The following is a 17658-nucleotide window of genomic DNA, read 5'->3' as shown; positions in this document are numbered from 1 at the left end:
CATTTAAACTCTGGTAACAATACAAATGATCAAGAATAATTGAGCTAATAGATTTCGTTAGATTCCCATCGTCTTTTTTATAATAGCATAGATTCATTACCGTTTCAGACCTATGTATTCATTCATAACCTAACAGTAAAAGGGGTGATGATGAAAGGTATGGCGATTAATGAGGAATCAATTTGTCAACAGTTTGCAAGAATTATCGGCGGACAAGAAGGATTCGTCGGTGGAAAATGTGTGGCTGCCTGTAGATATCAAATTTTATAAAATGTTATAAGAACATCATAAAAAGAAAGAGGATGAAGCGCTAAAAATTACTGTGGTCATATTAAGCGGGGAGATCTACGGAACTTCTGTAGAATGGAGAAGAAATAGTCAGCAGAAATCACACCGGAGGAATGTATGGAATAGATTTTGACTTTGAAAACAATAGGTAATTCATTTGACAATTAAAATGACCTAATTTAATATATATGTCATAGCATATAAATAGTGAAACAAATACATTCACTGTGAATAATTGACTGGTATGCTATATCCTTTTATATCTTAATTTATAGAGGTGATCCATGAACTTACATGATTTAATAGGCTATCTTGTTCATCGTACTGATGTGAAAATGACTAATTATTTTACTAAGAAATTAAAGCCTTATGGAGTTACACCAGAGCAGTGGGGAATTATTAGTGTTCTTTGTAGCCAAAGGGGCACTACTCAAAAAGAGTTAGCAGAAGCTATTGATAAAGATCAAACTACTGTCGTAAGAATGATACAGTCAATGGAGAGAAAAGGGATTGTAAAGAAGGCTTTGAATGACCAAGATAGGCGTTCACATAACCTTTTTTTAACTGAAAAAGGTGACGAGTTAAAGAAAACCATCTTGCCTGTAGTGAAAGACGCTCACCATTTCGTTACGAGTAATTTGAGCGAGGAAGAGATTAAAGTATTACAATCATTATTAAACAAATTGTATGATACACGCTATTAATACTTGTTCCTTATTAATACTATGCTATTCATAAGGAACAAACTTTGTTTTATGTATTATATATGCTATAGCATGTAATTTTGTTTGTTTAGAGGAATGAGAAGGTAGCTTTATTTTCTATGATACCTCATTCAGGCTCACTTTTTTGCCTAGTACCAGTCAAATTTATGTATTATATATGCTATGGCATGTAATTTCCATCCCTTTAATATTGAAAAGGATAATGTAAATTGAAGCGACTTCCATAGGGTCAATCTCAGGAAATAGGGTATAGGTAGTGACTACTACCTGAACAATACTGAGTTTTTATCAAATAATAAGAAAGGTGTGATTACTATTTTAATTTTCATCAATATTGTAAAAGTTTTGTTGTTTGTGTTCTTTTTAATGACAGGTACGAAAATTATATCTGGGAAAATGGCAGAGGAGTTCAAACGATTTGGTTTACCTTCGTTTTTTAATTTCTTAACTGGAGCTTTTGAGATTGTAGGAGCAATTGGAATGTTGATAGGAATTTGGATTCCAATAGTAGCTTTATTAGCAGGATTATTGTTAGGCGGTACGATGCTTGCAGCTGCATTAACTCTTATTGTATTAGCGAGAGATTCCTTTAAGAAAGCGATACCTGCACTTGTTTTGTTTGTCCTTAGTATAGGAATAAGTTGTTATCATATTTTTTAAACATAACCTGAAGCCGTTAAACTGTTTGCGTTCAAGTTGCTAACATTTTGTAGTTTTTTTACAAATAGGGGGATTCTCAAATTAATGCTTGAATAATAATAGCAATACGAATTTAGACATTACTATCATTCGAATCATAATCAGTAAAAGAATGGGAAGGATTTTTATACAAAGGAATTCCTGATGAATTTTATATTAAAAATAGGAGTGAGTGAAAATGGCGTATTTATTACAAGTTGATTTTCCGTTTGAAGGTCCTTTTGGTGAAGAAATGGAAGAAGCATTTTGGGATTTAGCAAATAGTATTAACGAAGAAGAAGGATTCCACTGGAAAATATGGACTGAGAATGAAGAAACAAAAGAAGCTGGAGGCATTTATGTATTTGAGGAAAAACAAGATGCTGAAAAATACGCTGAAATGCACAAGAACAGACTTGAAGCATTTGGTGTTAAAGATATTAGAGTAAGAATTTTTAACATCAATGAAAAGTTAACGGAACTGAATCGTGGGTATACGAAATAATTCCGACAGTCGGAGCAAGCGTAAAAAGGAGGGGATAATCCCCTTCTTTTTTTGAATTCTTAAATTGATGGTGAGGGGACTTGCACAAATCCCTATATAAATAGGGATTTGTGTATCGGTATATTGTTCCTTGGAAAAGGATGTATGAAGTGTAATATATGAGAGTTCTTACATTTGTGAAATTGACGTGAAAGTACTGTGGGGGAATTTTACTCTCGCTCATCAATATGGTCCAAGATGAAAGGAAAGAAATTAACTTATTTCTTTTTATTTTTATAATAAAATATAATTAGTAAATCAAAAATGATGATAATAATTAGAGGTAATACTTCTATAAGCGCATCAGTTTTCCCATGTTGTAAAGACTTTACAAAGAAATCCCATTCTGTTTCATAGGGAGGTTCTACCCAATTTCGCTGCAGTCCTAACACCATTCCATTTATGAAAAAGATAATACTTAATAGGATTCTTCCAACAAATACGGCAACTACTTTTAAATTCCAATGCTTTATCTTAATTACATACAGAATAGGGAATAGTATAAGAATCCAAAAAACAATAATATAGATTATATTTATCATTCTTTACTCCTAATAAAATGATTGTTTTAATATAGCTCATTCTTCGGATTGAAGATATGTTTCCTTATTACTGGTTAAAAACAAGGGCCGGAATTCCGGCTCTTTTTCTATCCTGCAAAATAAAGTCTTACTTTATCTCTCCGTCTCAAAAAACTCAATCCACTCCCCATCAGGGCCAGCGAAGAATATGTAACGTGTTCCATCTGGTAATGTTTCGATTTCTTCTCCTAGTAAAAATGTTACGCTGTGTTTTTGAATTCTTTCAATTTCATCTTCTAATGAATCCACTTTAAAGCAAATATGATGTACTTTTCCTTCTGCTGGAAGAGAAGAGTTATAACCTTCGATGAGTTCCAGTATCGTTTCCTTCGATTCTTCCACACCTAAAAAGGCGAGTTTTAAATCTGGATTCGGGTGCCCCATACGTTTAATGAGCTGTAAGCCGACTACTTTTTCATAAAAAGTAATAGATGTTTCTAAGTTTGCAACCATAAGTCCAACGTGTTCTATTCTTCTAACTGGCATGTAGATTCCTTCTTTCTGAAAATTTTATATGTAAAATGATATTGAAAATTAAGAAAATAATCAAGATAAAAACCTTACAAATTTTAGCGTGTTATATGGTATAGTGAGAAAGTATGTTTGGGGAGAAGGAAGGAGATTATACAATGAATACACCTACTCAAACTCCTTCATTATCGGAAACGATGAAAGAGTGGCATTATGCATTAGCATATGAAATTAAACATTGGAAAACGATAGGTGGTAGTAAAATTTCTATTATGAACGGTCGTTTTTTATATACAGATTATGAAAATACAGTGTATGTATTTCAGCTTATTTCGGAAGTAAGCTTACCTGAAGGTTCACCAATTCGAATTGAGTTCGATGGTGAGGAAGCGACAGGGGAAGTATTATCTGTACATGGATTAGAAATAGAACTGAAATTAAATGATTATATACAAGGTGAAATAAGAGAAGCGGTTTTATATAGTGAACCGTGGCAATTGTTAGAGCAACTGCAAGAGCGATTGAAAGAGGCACATAAAGATAAGCTAAAACGTAATCGTATAAAGCGTCTTGTTGATGGGACGAGCAGTCCGAAACATATTGAGAAGATGAAAAATCCGAAAAATGAATTGGCGTATCGTTCATTTTACAATCCGACAACGTACGTATGGGGACCGCCTGGAACAGGGAAGTCGTACAATTTATCACGTATTATTTCGGCTCATTACCAAAAAGGAAAATCGGTACTTGTGTTAGCTCATAGTAATGCGGCAGTGGACGTATTAATGAGTGAAGTAACGAAGCAAATTGAAAAGAAAAAGAAATGGACGCCTGGCGAAATTGTTCGTTACGGTTATAGTCAACATGAACATATACGAAATCATGAAACGTTACTTGCGTCGAAGTTAGTTGAAACGACGAACGGATCATGGGGTGAGGAAAGACTCTACTTAGAAGAAACACGCCAAGACCTTCGTGAAAAGATTTTATCGTATAAAGCAACATCTGCTGATAAGAAGCGTATACAAGAAATTGAAAGTGATCTTCGAAAGCAAAAAGCGAAAATTAAAGAAGTAGAAAAAGAATATATTGAAAATGCGAAAGTAATTGGTGCGACTTTATCAAAATGTGCCATTGATTCACTTATTTATGAGCGTACATTTGATTTAGTTGTCGTAGATGAAGTGAGTATGGCGTTCGTTCCGCAAATCGCATTAGCTGCTTCACTCGGAAAACGTATCGTCGTTTGTGGTGACTTTTTACAGTTACCTCCGATTGCGATGGCGAATCATGAACTCGTTCGGAAATGGCTCGGCGAAGATATGTTTTATCATGCCGGCATTGTTGATTCTGTAAATAAATCAGAAGCACATCCCAACCTTTTTATGTTGCAGGAACAAAGACGTATGCATGCGGACATATCGAAGTTTACGAATTCATTTATTTATAAAAATAGAGTATACGATCATCCGTCTGTTTCAGAGCGTAAAGAACTTGCACAGTTACAGCCGTTCGCAAATGAGGCGAGTGTTTTATTTGATACGAGTTTAATGGGAGCATTTTCGTTAAAAGATGCTGCTTCGGGTTCTCGTTTTAATATTATGTCTGGTTTAGTAGCGATGCAAATGATGTTAATCGGACTGCTAGATGGTGTGCAATCGATCGGTGTGGTTACGCCTTACAGGGCGCAGTCACGCTTTTTATCAACGTGTATCAGGGAAATGTTGCAGAGAACGAAATATCAAAACATACCAGTATTAGCGGCGACAGTTCATAAGTTTCAAGGTTCTGAAAGAGATATGATGATCTTTGATACTGTTGATAGTTATCCACAAGAACGACCTGGTGTGTTATTCTTTGACCATAAAAACCATCGCCTCGTCAATGTAGCAGTAACGAGAGCGAGAGGGAAGTTCATTCAATTATCGGATTGCCATTATATGCGTAAAAATCTTTCGAGAAAACAAGCCTTATCACAATTAACAGCTCATATAGAACGTCACGGGGATGTGTATGATCGCACGACATCCAGACAATTATGGGAGCGGAAAATATCGAAACGATTACGCTGGTTTATGGAAATGAATCTGGAGGAAACGAAAGGGCTATTAAAAGATATTTTAGCTGCAAAACGAAAAATCATTATTTCACTTCCAAGTACGAAGCAAGTAGATAAACGAGTATGGCAAGCGTTAATGCGTACAAATGCACAAATAACGGTTTATAGTGATGGACCAGTTCCGTTAAAAAACGTAAAGTTACAAAGACAAAATAAAGCATTCCCATTTGTATTAATCGATGATGAAATCTTTTGGGCAGGGGCACCACTCACATCTCAAATGATGTTTGAAGGTAGTACGGAATTTCCGTACATATGTGCAAGACTACAAGCACCTGAGACAATTGGTGTATTAAAAGGATTTTTAGATATTCGGTAAATTCGGATAGGAATTCCTTGACTTTTGCTTGGGATGAACTTAGAATGAAAATAATTTAATACAATTTTATGAAAATTCTTATCACGAGAGGTTGAGGGACTGGCCCTATGACACCTCGGCAGCGGATTCTTTACGAATACTGTGCCAATTCCAGCAAGGTAACTTGAAAGATAAGAAAGAAGCTCATTTTGACTGTATATACAGAAGCCTCTTTCTATCCTTTAGAAAGAGGCTTTTTTACGTGAAAATAAAAGGAGGAAGAAAAATGGGAGCGACAAGAGTAACGTCACAAAGAAAAACAATTGAAGAGAGCATAGAAAGAAATAAGGAAAAGTACATAAAAACAAGTCATGATATTCATGCGAATCCAGAGATTGGTAATCAAGAATTTTATGCATCAAGAACGTTAAGTTTATTACTAGGTAGTGCTGGTTTTCAGCTGCAGCATAATATAGCTGGGCATGAAACAGGTTTTATCGCACGAAAAAGTTCAGGAAAACAAGGACCAGTTATCGCATTTTTAGCGGAATATGATGCTTTACCAGGACTCGGTCATGCGTGTGGTCACAATTTAATTGGCACAATTAGCGTTGCAGCAGCAATCGCATTATCAGAAACGCTTGAAGAAATCGGCGGAGAAGTTGTCGTGTTTGGAACACCAGCAGAAGAGGGCGGGCCTAATGGTAGCGCAAAGTCGAGTTATGTAAAAGCTGGGTTATTTAAAAACATTGATGCGGCGCTTATGATTCATCCGAGCGGAAAGACAGCGACGACGAACCCTTCACTAGCAGTCGATCCACTTGATTTTCATTTTTACGGAAAAACAGCTCATGCCGCAGCTTCACCTGAAGAAGGGATTAACGCATTAGATGCGGTGATTCAGCTTTACAACAGTATTAATGCACTTCGCCAACAACTTCCCTTAGACGTGAAAATTCATGGCGTCATTACAGAAGGCGGAAAAGCACCTAATATTATTCCTGACTATGCCGCAGCAAGATTCTTCATCCGTGCAGCTACGCGAAAAAGATGTGCGGAAGTAACAGAAAAAGTAAGAAATATAGCACAAGGAGCAGCGTTAGCAACAGGTGCAAAAGTAAAAATTCATCAATTCCAAAATGAAATTGATGAACTACTCGTAACAAAAACATATAACGACATCGTAGCGGAAGAACTAGAACTACTAGGTGAAGAAGTAAATCGTAAAGAAAGAATCGGCATCGGCTCAACCGACGCCGGAAACGTCAGCCAAGTCGTACCGACCATTCACCCGTACATTAAAATAGGTCCAGATGACTTAATTGCGCATACGAATGAATTTAGAGAAGCAGCCCGTTCAGAATTAGGAGACAAAGCGCTAATTACATCTGCAAAAGCATTAGCAAATACGGCGTATCGATTAATTACGGAAGAAGGGTTGTTAGAGAAGGTGAAGGAAGAGTTTAGAGAGGCGCAGAGGAATCAGGGATAAGGGGATTAAGGTGCTCTTTTCGAATAACAATCTAATTAATAAGTAGAGATATCAAAAAAGAACATTGAAATATCAATGTTCTTTTTGTTTACTAATCATTGATTTTGTTGGTTTTTCTCATAAAGGAAAAACTTTTACTGTTAGCAGGAGATAATACGTATCCCTTTATCAGAACGACAATTTCTCCTCAAACTCACTCTTTAAAACAATTAAAGGAGATGATAATCCGAATTGCATTAACGAGTCTAAAAATGTAGCGAGAGAATCCATCGAATCGCTCATGACCTTCATCATATAATTAAATTCCCCGCTAATTCGGTATAAATCTGTTACTTCAGGAGCGGCATTACAATATTGGATAAAATCAGAGCATTGGCTCGTTTTAAACATGATGAATGCTTGAATGTTTTTATTAATTTTGGAAGGCTCAAATTTTGTTCGGTAAGCTGCGATAACTCCTTGATCTTCAAGTTTATTCATACGTTCCTTTACAGCAGGCTGCGTCATGGATATAATCCGTCCTATTTCTGAAACAGAAATTCTTGCATTTTCATACAACAAGTTCATAATTTTATGGTCGATTTCATCCAATTTTACTGCGTTTTGCATTGTGTAGCCTCCTTATTATATTTTTTAAGTGAATCACAAATTATAACTATAATATCATAAGTGAACGAACTAAATTACCTATAAATCTATATTTAAAATGATTGGTGTTTGCATGAAAATATAAGTATAGGTTTTTATCAAACGGAAATTTAGGAAGGATGGAAAAAATGAAGAATCTTGATGGGAAAGTAGCGTTAGTAACAGGAGCGAGTCGCGGCATTGGCCGTGCCATTGCAATGAGATTGGCGAAAGATGGTGCATTAGTTGCGATTCACTACGGCCGAAATAAAACAGCTGCAGATGAAACGATTAGTGAGATTGAATCCAATGGAGGAAAAGCGTTCATAATTGAAGCTGAGCTCAATTCAATGGATGGTGTCAAAAAGCTAGTAGAACAATTAAAAAATGAATTACAAATAAGAGTTGGTACATCAGAGATTGATATTTTAGTAAACAATGCAGGGATAGGTACACAAGGAACGATTGAAAATACGACAGAAGAAGTTTTTGATGAAATTATGGCCGTAAATATTAAGGCGCCATTCTTTTTAATTCAGCAAACATTACCGTTACTACGAGCAGAGGGGCGCGTTATTAACATTTCATCAGCTGAAGTAAGACTTGGTTTTACAGGATCCATTGCATACGGTTTAAGTAAAGGTGCACTAAATACGATGACACTTCCTCTAGCTAAACAACTTGGAGAAAGAGGTATAACAGTGAATACAATTATGCCTGGATATACGAAGACTGATATGAATGTGAAATTGCTAGATAATCCGGAAATACGAAATTTTGCTACGAATTCATCTGTGTTTGGACGAATAGGGCAAGTTGAAGATATTGCAGATGCAGTAGCATTCCTTGCTTCTTCTGATAGCCGCTGGGTAACGGGGCAGATTATAGATGTTTCTGGAGGGTTTTGTTTATAGGGGCACTACTCCATACCCATCAAGCTAATCAAGTAAATTACTAGATATGAAACGATCCTTGTTTCAGTCTGAACAAGTTATCAAAGGAACAGTAGAGTCTATTTGTGGCGCTTAGTGCGCTCTTTTTTCGCATTATTTTTGTACCAATCATTACAATTATGAATAAGGAGTGTTTTTATGCCATCGATTATTTATTAGCTTTAGCAATCTTTTGTATGACTACATCAGAATTTATGGTTGCAGGTATGATGAATGAACTTGCTCTTGCATTCCAGGTTTCTGTATCATCTATTGGTATTTAATTTCAGCTTATGCAGGAGCAATGGTAATAGGAGGCCCCATTTTAACTGCAATCCTCTTACGGATGCGCAGCAAACAAGCATTATTGTTTTTAATGTTCGTATTTTTAATTGGTCAATCGCTCGGAGCTATTGCTTGGAACTATAATATTATGATGATTTCACGTATTATAACTGGTATTGCTTCAGCTTTTGGAGTTGCGATTTCCTTTTCTGCAACATTGGTTCACTCTGATTCAAGGGGAAAAGCTGCATCAATTGTACTTGCAGGTTTAATGTTCTCAACTGTATTAGGTTTACCTATAACAACCGTTATTTCGCAATATTTTGGCTGGCGTATTAGTTTTGGGGCAGTTTCGGTTCTTGTGCTAGTATCAGGGATTATGATTCAACGGTTGTTACCATCATCTTCAAATAAAGAGCAATTAAATTGGAAAGACGAACTTCTGCAATTTAAGAATATTCATCTTTGGGCAGCGTACGTAACAAGTATGTTCATTATTGGTGGTACGTTTGCAGCATTTAGTTATTTCACTCCGATCTTTACAAATGTCACAGGCTTTTCAAGTGCAAGTACGCCATCCTTTCCTATGATTCTACAGAAAGAATAGCGTATTTTTTCATTTTAAGGAAATTTAGTTTTACTAGCTTGGTAGTATCACACATCCATCAACTTAAAGGACTATTTTTGAACTTGATTTTTATGAAATATGCACCCGAAAATTTATAGTAATAATTCTAATGTTACCTCTCTAGTTAGTAGGATATTTTTTCTTAATATATGCATACTAAACATATTATAAAAAGTACATAGAAAGTGAGAGAATCATGGCTAAATTTTTGAGGCGTTTAAAATATAGAGATAATCCTAAGTCATTTCCAATACGAGACAATACTCATTTTCAGGAAAAAAATATTGAAGACGCCCTCTTAGACGCTGATTTAACCAAAAAACATAGCTAATATTCAGAATATATTTCGTCAAGCGCCTGATTTAGTAATTCGGCGGTTTCAAATAACAGTAGATGGATTAGAAGCAGTTTTAGTATATTTGTCTGGATTAACAGATAAAGAATTGATTCAGAATCATGTTCTAAGTCCTTTGATGAATAGTGATTTTAATACCAATATAGAACTTCCAATTCCATTAGGACAAATTAAGATTATTAATACATTGAGTCAGATTGAAAATGCTATTTTTGGGGGAGATAGTGTTTTATTAATTCACAGTCGAACAACAGCACATCAATTGGATACAAAAGGATGGCCACAAAGAAGTGTTGAAGACGCACATAACGAAATAGCTCTAAAAGGTGCACATCAAGCATTCATAGAAACTGGAAGTCAAAATATCGCAATGATTCGAAGATATATTCCCCATCGTGAATTAGCGATAAAAGAAATAGTAATTGGTGTACGGAGCAAAACCCAAATTTCTATTTTATATTTGAAAGATGTAGCTTCTGAAGATGTGCTGAAGGAATTAGAAACACGAATTCAAAATATTACAATCGATGCTGTGACTAGTAATGGCGAACTTATAGAATTCATTGAAGATCACCCTTACTCGCCGTTTCCGCAATTTATATTAACTGAAAGACCTGATTTGGCTGTATCTCACATTTTACAGGGCAGATTTGTAACTGTAATGGATCATTCACCTAATGTATTAATTACTCCAACAAATTTTATTTCCTTTTTTCAAGGAGTTGATGATTACGGTACAAGGTGGTTAGTTGCTTCGTCTATTCGGTTGCTTCGTTTTATCGCCTTTATGGTTGCTTTATTTCTGCCGGCGAGTTATGTTGCGTTTATTTCCTTTAATTTTGAAGTTATTCCTGTAGAGCTATATTTATCTATTGCTGAATCAAGAACGCGCGTACCCTTTTCTCCAGTTATGGAAGCATTACTTATGGAAATAACATTGGAAACGATGAGAGAAGGGGCTTTGCGGATACCTACTCCGATTGGTCAGACAGTTGGAATTGTAGGTGGTATTGTCATTGGTCAGGCGGCTGTTCAGGCAGGAATTGTAAGCAATATTATGATTATTGTTGTCGCTGTTACCGCTATCTCTTCTTTTGTTATTCCTAACTATGATATGGGAGCGTCAGTAAGACTTTTACGTTTTCCAATGATGCTAGCAGCTGCCTTATTTGGAATTGTAGGACTTGTTATCGGGTGGATGACTTTAATTGGGCATCTAAGTAGTCTTAAATCGCTAGGCACTTCTTATGGAACACCATTAGCACCCTTTCGTTTTGCAGATATGAAAGATGTTTTTATACGCTTTCCTTTATGGACAATAAGAAGGCGTCCTAAGGGGAATGGAACCAATCAAACTATTCGACAAGGAAAGAATCGTAATAAAAGGTGAAATTATGAAAAAGTATGCCTATAATGAAATCACTCTTATGCAGTATATTATTTTAATTAATGGAGTGCAGGTGGGCACTGGCGTTCTATCGCTTCCACGTGTGCTTGCAGAAAAGGCTGGAACAGATGGATGGATAGCTATATTGATTGGTTGGATTTTCTCCACAATATCAGGTGTGTTTATAGTGAAAACAGCTGCAAGATATCCTGAGGATACGATTTATGATATTCTTATACGATTGTTTGGAAAAATAGTAGGGAAAGCATTCGTTGTTATTTACATGATGTACTTCGCTTTTTATTCTTGTATCGTTCTTATAAACGCTATGCTTTACCTTGGAGTGAACCCTGGGAATGAGACGATAAAAAACACCTCTCTAAATCGTAAGTATCAGTTATGATTTTAATGGAGGTGTTTTTCGTATGGGGAAAAAGGTGCATTATCCCGCCGAAATAAAGTGGAAAGTAGTTGAAATGAAACACCAAGGATTCAAAAATAAAGAAATTATGGATGCCTTAGGAATTAGACATGTGGCTCAAATTAAAACTTGGATGAAATGGTATCGTGAAGGCGAAACCTATCGGTTTGAACAATCTATTGGAAGACAATCTGCACATGGAAAAGGCTTAAAAAGGTTAACAGAACTTGAACAAAAAGAATTAGAAATACGTTATTTAAAGGCAAAGATTATATTGCTGGAAAAGTGCCAAGAAATCTTAAGGAGGTGGGAGGAAAAGAAGAAATAATGAAAATGATAAAGGAATGGCAATCAATTTTTACAATTGCAGAACTGTGTTCCATATTTAATATTTCACGTGCTACTTATTATCGTTGGAAAAAGCAGGAGAAAACAGTAACTAACCATGAAGAAAAAACCGTAATAGAAATATGTCAACATCATAAATATCGGTATGGATATCGTCGGGTTACAGCTTGTCTACGTGATCAATTTAACATCGTAATGAATCATAAAAAAGTATTACGTATCATGAGAAAATACAACGTATTATCTCGGGTTAGAAAAAAGAAAAAGATATTTGTACTCGGTCATGAACCAGTGGTAGCTAAAAATAGAATACAACGGAGATTTAAAGCTACCAAGCCTAATGAAAAATGGTTCACTGATATCACATATTTGATGTTCGGCAATAAGACTCTTTATTTTTCATCTATTATAGATGGGTTTAACAATGAAATTGTAAGTTATAAAATAGCTGAGACACAGGATGTTTCTCTTGTATTAGATACTCTAAAAGAGGCTTTAAAAAAGCGAAATGTGATTGATACGATTTTACATTCGGATCAAGGAAAGGTGTATACATCAAAACAATTTCAAACATATGCCAAAGAAAAAGGCATTATCACAAGCATGTCTCGTACAGGAAACTGCCATGATAATGCCCTCATAGAATCCTTTCATTCTCATTTGAAATCCGAAGGATTCTATGCGCAAAATATAAAACAATCGAATAATGCTAGTATAATACAAACTGTGGATGAATACATCCACTACTATAATAATGAACGGATTCAGAGAAAATTAGATAATATGTCACCTATAGCTTATAGGAAACATGTTATCTAGGTGTTTTTTCTTTGTCTCACCAAATGGGGCCAGACCAACCTTAAGGGATGGCTTCTCCCGAAAACACCTGACTATATAGTTATCTTGTTATTTTCGATTCCTACCTATTTTGTTGCACGTAACGGTCCTAGCATTCTAGGGCGATACTCAGAACTTTTCTTTTATATGGCGCTTTGGATTCCGATATTTTTTTTGATCCCTCTTAAAGAGAATGGAAGTTGGATGCCCTTCTTTCCGCTCTTAAAAGAAGGATGGAAACCGATATTAACGGCTGTACCAAGCACTGTTTTTGCTTATTTAGGGTTTAATATTGCTTTCTTTTTATATCCGTTTTTACAAAAAAAACAGTATGCAGTCCATGGAATGATTATAGCAAACACCTTAACGATGTTATTTTATTTATTTGCTACTATTGTTTGCTTTGCCTATTTTAGCCCTGATAGCATTACGCAATATAATCAACCGGTAATAAATTTACTGAAAGTAATTGAATTTCGTTTTTTAGAACGTTTTGACATGATTTTATTGGCTGTTTACTTAACCATTGTTTCAACATCATGGATTCCTGCCCTATACTGTTCTGTATTTTGTTCAAGCCAATTACTTAGAAAACAAGATCACAGCTCTCATGTAGTTGTTCTCTTATTACTTATTATCGGATTCACATTTTGGACTCATCCTAGTTGGAATGAAGCCGAAATTTGGCAACAGGTATTATCAAATGCTGGATTAGGATTAACATATATATCACCTATTATTTTGTGGCTATATTGCTGTCTATACGAGAAGTTTCGCCAGGGGAGGATACATTGAAAAGAAAAGTACTATGTTGTATTTTGTTATTGGTGTTCATGATGACTGGATGCTTCGATCAAAGAAATGTTGAAGATGTTTCTCTTACTCTTATTCTTGGTCTCGATTTAGATCGTAATGATAATTTATTAGTGTATATATCAAGCCCTGTTTTCAATAAAGAAGCAAAAATAAAAGAAGAAACAACTGGTGTGAAATCTGCTACGGTCCGAAAAGCTAGAGACCAATTTGATGCTACGGTTATGGCGCTTACTGCGGGAAGTAAAACACAGGTTATTTTAGTTGGAAAAAGGTTACTGAAACAAAAAAACTGGGAAAATTACCTCGATCCATTTTACCGTGATCCAAAAAATACAGTTACTGCAAGGGTTCTCGCTGTAGATGGACCTGTTTCGGACGTTATCTTCTATAGCCCAAAGGATAAGCCACGACTTCCTATATATTTAACAAAACTAGTTGATACCGCTTTTTTAAGAAATATCACAGTAAAAACAACTCTTCAAGAACTATATGAGCAAAGAGCAGACAAAGGGCTAACAGCAAATATTACTGAAGTGAAAAAAAAGAATAAAATATGGGTGACAGGTACAGCTTTATTGGATGAAAAAGGAAAATATAAATTAACGCTAAAACCTGATGAAAACAAACTCTTACGCATTTTGCAACAAGGAACTACAGGGGAGTTTTCATTTACAGTTCCAATTAAGCTAAATTCGGATAGTCAAGATAAAGATTTGATAAGTTTTACTGCCTACGGAATTAAAGTAAAGACAAAGACAAGATATGATGAGCATTTTATATTTAATATAGATGTAAAGATGAGAATTGGTATTACAGAACGACTTTTTTCCTTTAATACAAGAAAGGACGCAGAAAAATTACAAAAGGCAATTGAAACCAAGCTTGAAGCTGATTTCAAGCAATTAATACAAAAAATACAAACCGCCAAAATTGATCCTATTGGGCTTGGAGAATATGCAAGAACTTACACATATCCAGAATGGAAAAAAGTCCAAAATAAATGGAATAATGAATTAGCAAAGGGTGATGTAAACGTCAAGGTTAACATTAAAATTGCCGGAATGGGTACGATTAAGTAACATGAATTCAACTGTGATTCGTACTAAGATTGCAAGTACTGTCTACTTTAGAAGGAGAAATGTCTTTAAGAGGAGTACCGTCACATCGCTATGAACCTTAAATTTTATAGTACCCCCAGAACGAAATTTTGTGTTAACTTGTAACAAAAACGATCTTTTTTTCGTCTTAGGGGTATTTGCATTTCTTAGCTTGATGGTGATGTGACGGTACCCCAATCGTAATTTATATGAAAAGAACTCCTCAACAGATGAAAGAGTTCTTTTTTATTTTCACATTCATTTTTCATCTTTCATTGATTAATAGACATTCCAACAAATACCTCTAAAAAGAACATAAATTCGTAAATGATCAGAACAAACTTTCAAAAGATCCTTACGCAATCTATTACCATGCGTACTACTCAATAGGAAAAAATGCCTGCCACTCCCTGAGAAATGTCGAATCTGCAAAATTCATTCAACATTTCCAGGATGATGACAATAGATTATTTTTATAATTCTATTTTCTGGTCACCACGTTTCTCTAGGTTTTTAGCAGTTTTACTTTGGGCAACATCTTTTTGGTCTTTAAAGGTTCCCATGAGAAAATCATAGGCTGGATTCGTAACACCATACCAGTAATTTTCATTTTTGAAGTGATGCCATAAATGAACTTTTTTCATCCATCGCCCCCATGGTGATATTGGTTGAATGGGGCGATGCGCGATATAATGCTTCCACTCATAAAATAATAAAAAGAGCATAATACCTGCAATAAATGCGTTTGTCATGACAAAGCTGGATGAAAGAAAATAAAAAATCGTTCCTGAAATTGCAATGTTTGGCACACTATACCATAAGGGTAAAAATAATAAATGTAATTCATTCGGATTTGTATGATGGTCATAATGTAGGCGCTTAAGCGTTTTTAATAAAAATGCATTCTTTGGTGGCTTTAGATGAAAAATAAATCTGTGAGTAGCGTACTCAGCTAAGGAATACATAATCATTCCCAAAATAAAAGCACCCCAAATTCCGATAGAGGTTAAATGTAAAATCATAAATCCAAAGCTAGTGAGGAAAAGACAGCTCATAATCAAAATATCAGGATAGGAAAAATATTCTTTAAAATATTTTAGTTTCATTTATCACGCCTCCAGCTTTCTTTATTTTTTTCTATCTTTCCAAAGAGCCAAGCTTTTCTCCAATGTTGTCTTACACAATCTTTCTGCTTCAATCGCATCTCCCTTTAATGCAGCTTTTAATAAGTCGTGATAATAGTTGAAGGATAACTCACGATGATCTTTTACAGAAAAATACCTTTTTGCCATATCTACATAAATGGAATCAAAGCTATTTAAAATGAGTAGAAAGATTGGATTGGCAGCAAGCCCAGCACACCTTTTTTGCAAATCCCAATCAAATGCTGCATAGCTTTCTGCACTATCTTCAAGTTGCTCAAGATTAGCAAGGAGAGCAACCACTTTAGGTTGATTAAACGTAACAGCATTACGAATATAAGTCGGAGTCAACGAACTTCTAAATTCTAATAAATACATAATGAATTCATCTGTAATGGTATGATGATTCTCAACAATATTAATAAGTGTCGTTAGATTACCATTGCTCCAATAATCATTAATAATCGATGGCATTCCTTTTCTTCCTGTTATCCAGCCACTTCTTCCTAAACGTTGAAGCGCCTCACGAATAGTTGGGCGACCAACACCAAATTCTTTCGCAAGCTCTCTTTCCGGCGGTAAAGTGCTTCCTATAGAATAAACACCGGCCAATATGGATTTAATTAATTCGTTCACAATTTTATCTGAGGTGCGTTCCTTTTCTTTCAAGTCATCGTCTCCTTTATTTAATGGTAATACATGTTCAAGACATTGGTAATACCAAAATTATATATTGAATTTGAATTTTCTGTCAATGATAAAGGAGTGAATTTTTATAATTAGGATTGTCGAACTTTCTATATATTTCTATGAAAAGAATAGTTTATTTTCATTGCTTTCGCACTCAACTTCTTTAATTTTAAGAAAATTTATTTATCAATCCGCTATTTTAGAACAAGGAAAAAACCATCACTATAGAACCAGGAGAAGATCCATTTTATTTATGATTAATGACAATGACAAGATAGAGAATTATGAACTGGAAGCAATATAAAGGGGATGAAAATGATTGTTCCTGCAAAAGGAAAGGACAATGCCTATCAAGTTGTAATTATTGAGGATGTTTTAAATAAAGCTGAATTAGAAAAGATTATACTTTCCATGCTAAATCAAAAAATAGGGTTCTTAAGATAAGTATCTTAAGAACCCTATTTTTTGAAAAGAACTTCTAAATTGGACTGAGGAAATTTAGGATTCCTAAAATAACTAAGATCTAATTAACCATAGAAATATAAAATTCCCATTTTGGGCGTACTTCAGAATATTAGCTTGATAGCGATGGGGGAGCACCCCATCACCATCAAGCTAATATTTTCATATCCCCCTAATTAAAATTTTCTTTCTCTACAGATAGCTATTCTGAGAAGCCGCTCATTTTTTTATTTTGGGGGCATTTCTTTTTCTTAAGTTGATGGGTATGTATTGTAACCTCTATTAGACGATAGTGAATTAACAATTTCGGGGTTCAGTTCAACTTTATTCAAAATAAGATTTTTTTGCAGTAAAATCAATGTTAGTGGAAATTTTTTATCAAATTTTTTTCTAAATTAACATAAATACTTGCAATGTTTAAATTAGTACTATATA

Annotated in this window: 14 protein-coding genes, 5 pseudogenes and 1 riboswitch; of the genes and pseudogenes, 14 read left to right on the top strand and 5 right to left on the bottom strand. The window is 34.9% G+C overall.

The annotated features are described in order from the left end of the window. Positions 1 to 120: 120 nt before the first annotated feature. From BTOYO_RS02300 to BTOYO_RS02285, 4 genes and pseudogenes are all read left to right on the top strand, one after another. Positions 121 to 246: pseudogene (locus tag BTOYO_RS02300) on the top strand (DUF1259 domain-containing protein); the annotation flags it as partial. Between the two features lie 326 nt (positions 247 to 572). Then, positions 573 to 992 (top strand): MarR family winged helix-turn-helix transcriptional regulator, encoded by a 420-nt coding sequence (locus BTOYO_RS02295; RefSeq protein WP_001048561.1) that lies wholly within the window; start codon positions 573 to 575, stop codon positions 990 to 992. Positions 993 to 1322: 330 nt separating this feature from the next. Continuing rightward, positions 1323 to 1673: a DoxX family protein gene (locus BTOYO_RS02290; protein WP_044810070.1), complete on the top strand. Its 351-nt coding sequence runs from the start codon at positions 1323 to 1325 to the stop codon at positions 1671 to 1673. 217 nt (positions 1674 to 1890) lie between these two features. Beyond that, positions 1891 to 2196 (top strand): monooxygenase, encoded by a 306-nt coding sequence (locus tag BTOYO_RS02285; protein WP_000323746.1) that lies wholly within the window; start codon positions 1891 to 1893, stop codon positions 2194 to 2196. Between the two features lie 257 nt (positions 2197 to 2453). Here the strand turns inward: BTOYO_RS02285 and BTOYO_RS02280 are convergent, their stop codons facing one another. Beyond that, positions 2454 to 2777 carry a hypothetical protein gene (locus BTOYO_RS02280; RefSeq protein ID WP_000608196.1) on the bottom strand — a complete coding sequence of 108 codons (324 nt, stop codon included), beginning with the start codon at positions 2775 to 2777 and terminating at the stop codon, positions 2454 to 2456. Between the two features lie 132 nt (positions 2778 to 2909). After that, positions 2910 to 3302, bottom strand: a complete 393-nt coding sequence (locus BTOYO_RS02275) for a VOC family protein (protein WP_001145292.1) — start codon at positions 3300 to 3302, stop codon at positions 2910 to 2912. Between the two features lie 113 nt (positions 3303 to 3415). On the opposite strand from BTOYO_RS02275, the gene BTOYO_RS02270 reads away from it, so the two are divergent. Both BTOYO_RS02270 and BTOYO_RS02265 read left to right on the top strand, forming a co-directional pair. Then, a complete protein-coding gene (locus BTOYO_RS02270; protein ID WP_002039201.1) occupies positions 3416 to 5725 on the top strand; it encodes an AAA domain-containing protein in 2310 nt (769 codons plus the stop codon). Between the two features lie 75 nt (positions 5726 to 5800). Continuing rightward, positions 5801 to 5902: riboswitch (SAM riboswitch) on the top strand. Positions 5903 to 5990: 88 nt separating this feature from the next. Next, positions 5991 to 7196, top strand: coding sequence for a M20 family metallopeptidase (locus BTOYO_RS02265; protein ID WP_000501421.1), 1206 nt, complete (start codon positions 5991 to 5993; stop codon positions 7194 to 7196). A 168-nt stretch (positions 7197 to 7364) separates the two neighbouring features. Here the strand turns inward: BTOYO_RS02265 and BTOYO_RS02260 are convergent, their stop codons facing one another. After that, positions 7365 to 7805, bottom strand: a complete 441-nt coding sequence (locus BTOYO_RS02260; RefSeq protein ID WP_001178574.1) for an Lrp/AsnC family transcriptional regulator — start codon at positions 7803 to 7805, stop codon at positions 7365 to 7367. A gap of 167 nt (positions 7806 to 7972) precedes the next feature. Between BTOYO_RS02260 and BTOYO_RS02255 the strand changes: the two genes are divergently transcribed. The 7 genes and pseudogenes from BTOYO_RS02255 (at position 7973) to BTOYO_RS02215 (ending at position 14911) form a co-directional block, all read left to right on the top strand. Next, complete coding sequence (locus BTOYO_RS02255) at positions 7973 to 8737, top strand: SDR family oxidoreductase (RefSeq protein ID WP_000792646.1); 765 nt, start codon at positions 7973 to 7975, stop codon at positions 8735 to 8737. A gap of 158 nt (positions 8738 to 8895) precedes the next feature. Beyond that, a pseudogene (locus tag BTOYO_RS02245) lies at positions 8896 to 9617 on the top strand (MFS transporter); the annotation flags it as partial. A gap of 247 nt (positions 9618 to 9864) precedes the next feature. Next, a pseudogene (locus BTOYO_RS02240) lies at positions 9865 to 11413 on the top strand (spore germination protein). A gap of 4 nt (positions 11414 to 11417) precedes the next feature. Then, positions 11418 to 11750: pseudogene (locus BTOYO_RS02235) on the top strand (GerAB/ArcD/ProY family transporter); the annotation flags it as partial. 85 nt (positions 11751 to 11835) lie between these two features. After that, a protein-coding gene (locus tag BTOYO_RS02225; RefSeq protein ID WP_087951311.1) for an IS3 family transposase occupies positions 11836 to 12998 on the top strand; the annotation gives its coding sequence in 2 pieces (ribosomal slippage) (positions 11836 to 12103 and positions 12103 to 12998; 1164 coding nt in all). A 39-nt stretch (positions 12999 to 13037) separates the two neighbouring features. After that, positions 13038 to 13811: pseudogene (locus BTOYO_RS02220) on the top strand (GerAB/ArcD/ProY family transporter); the annotation flags it as partial. Beyond that, positions 13808 to 14911 (top strand): Ger(x)C family spore germination protein, encoded by a 1104-nt coding sequence (locus BTOYO_RS02215; RefSeq protein ID WP_000824421.1) that lies wholly within the window; start codon positions 13808 to 13810, stop codon positions 14909 to 14911. The pseudogene BTOYO_RS02220 and the gene BTOYO_RS02215, both read left to right, overlap by 4 nt. 491 nt (positions 14912 to 15402) lie before the next feature. Here the strand turns inward: BTOYO_RS02215 and BTOYO_RS02210 are convergent, their stop codons facing one another. After that, positions 15403 to 16035, bottom strand: a complete 633-nt coding sequence (locus BTOYO_RS02210; RefSeq protein WP_000770120.1) for a sterol desaturase family protein — start codon at positions 16033 to 16035, stop codon at positions 15403 to 15405. Positions 16036 to 16056: 21 nt separating this feature from the next. Beyond that, on the bottom strand, positions 16057 to 16740 hold the full coding sequence (locus BTOYO_RS02205) for a GntR family transcriptional regulator (protein WP_000659655.1): 684 nt from the start codon (positions 16738 to 16740) through the stop codon (positions 16057 to 16059). Positions 16741 to 17076: 336 nt separating this feature from the next. Between BTOYO_RS02205 and BTOYO_RS28130 the strand changes: the two genes are divergently transcribed. Continuing rightward, positions 17077 to 17205: a hypothetical protein gene (locus BTOYO_RS28130; protein ID WP_002093597.1), complete on the top strand. Its 129-nt coding sequence runs from the start codon at positions 17077 to 17079 to the stop codon at positions 17203 to 17205. Positions 17206 to 17658: the final 453 nt, after the last annotated feature.

This window comes from Bacillus toyonensis BCT-7112 (genome assembly GCF_000496285.1).
In the GTDB taxonomy this organism is placed as follows: domain Bacteria; phylum Bacillota; class Bacilli; order Bacillales; family Bacillaceae_G; genus Bacillus_A; species Bacillus_A toyonensis.
Note: the sequence above shows the minus strand (reverse complement) of the source record. Positions and strands in the feature narration are given on the sequence as shown.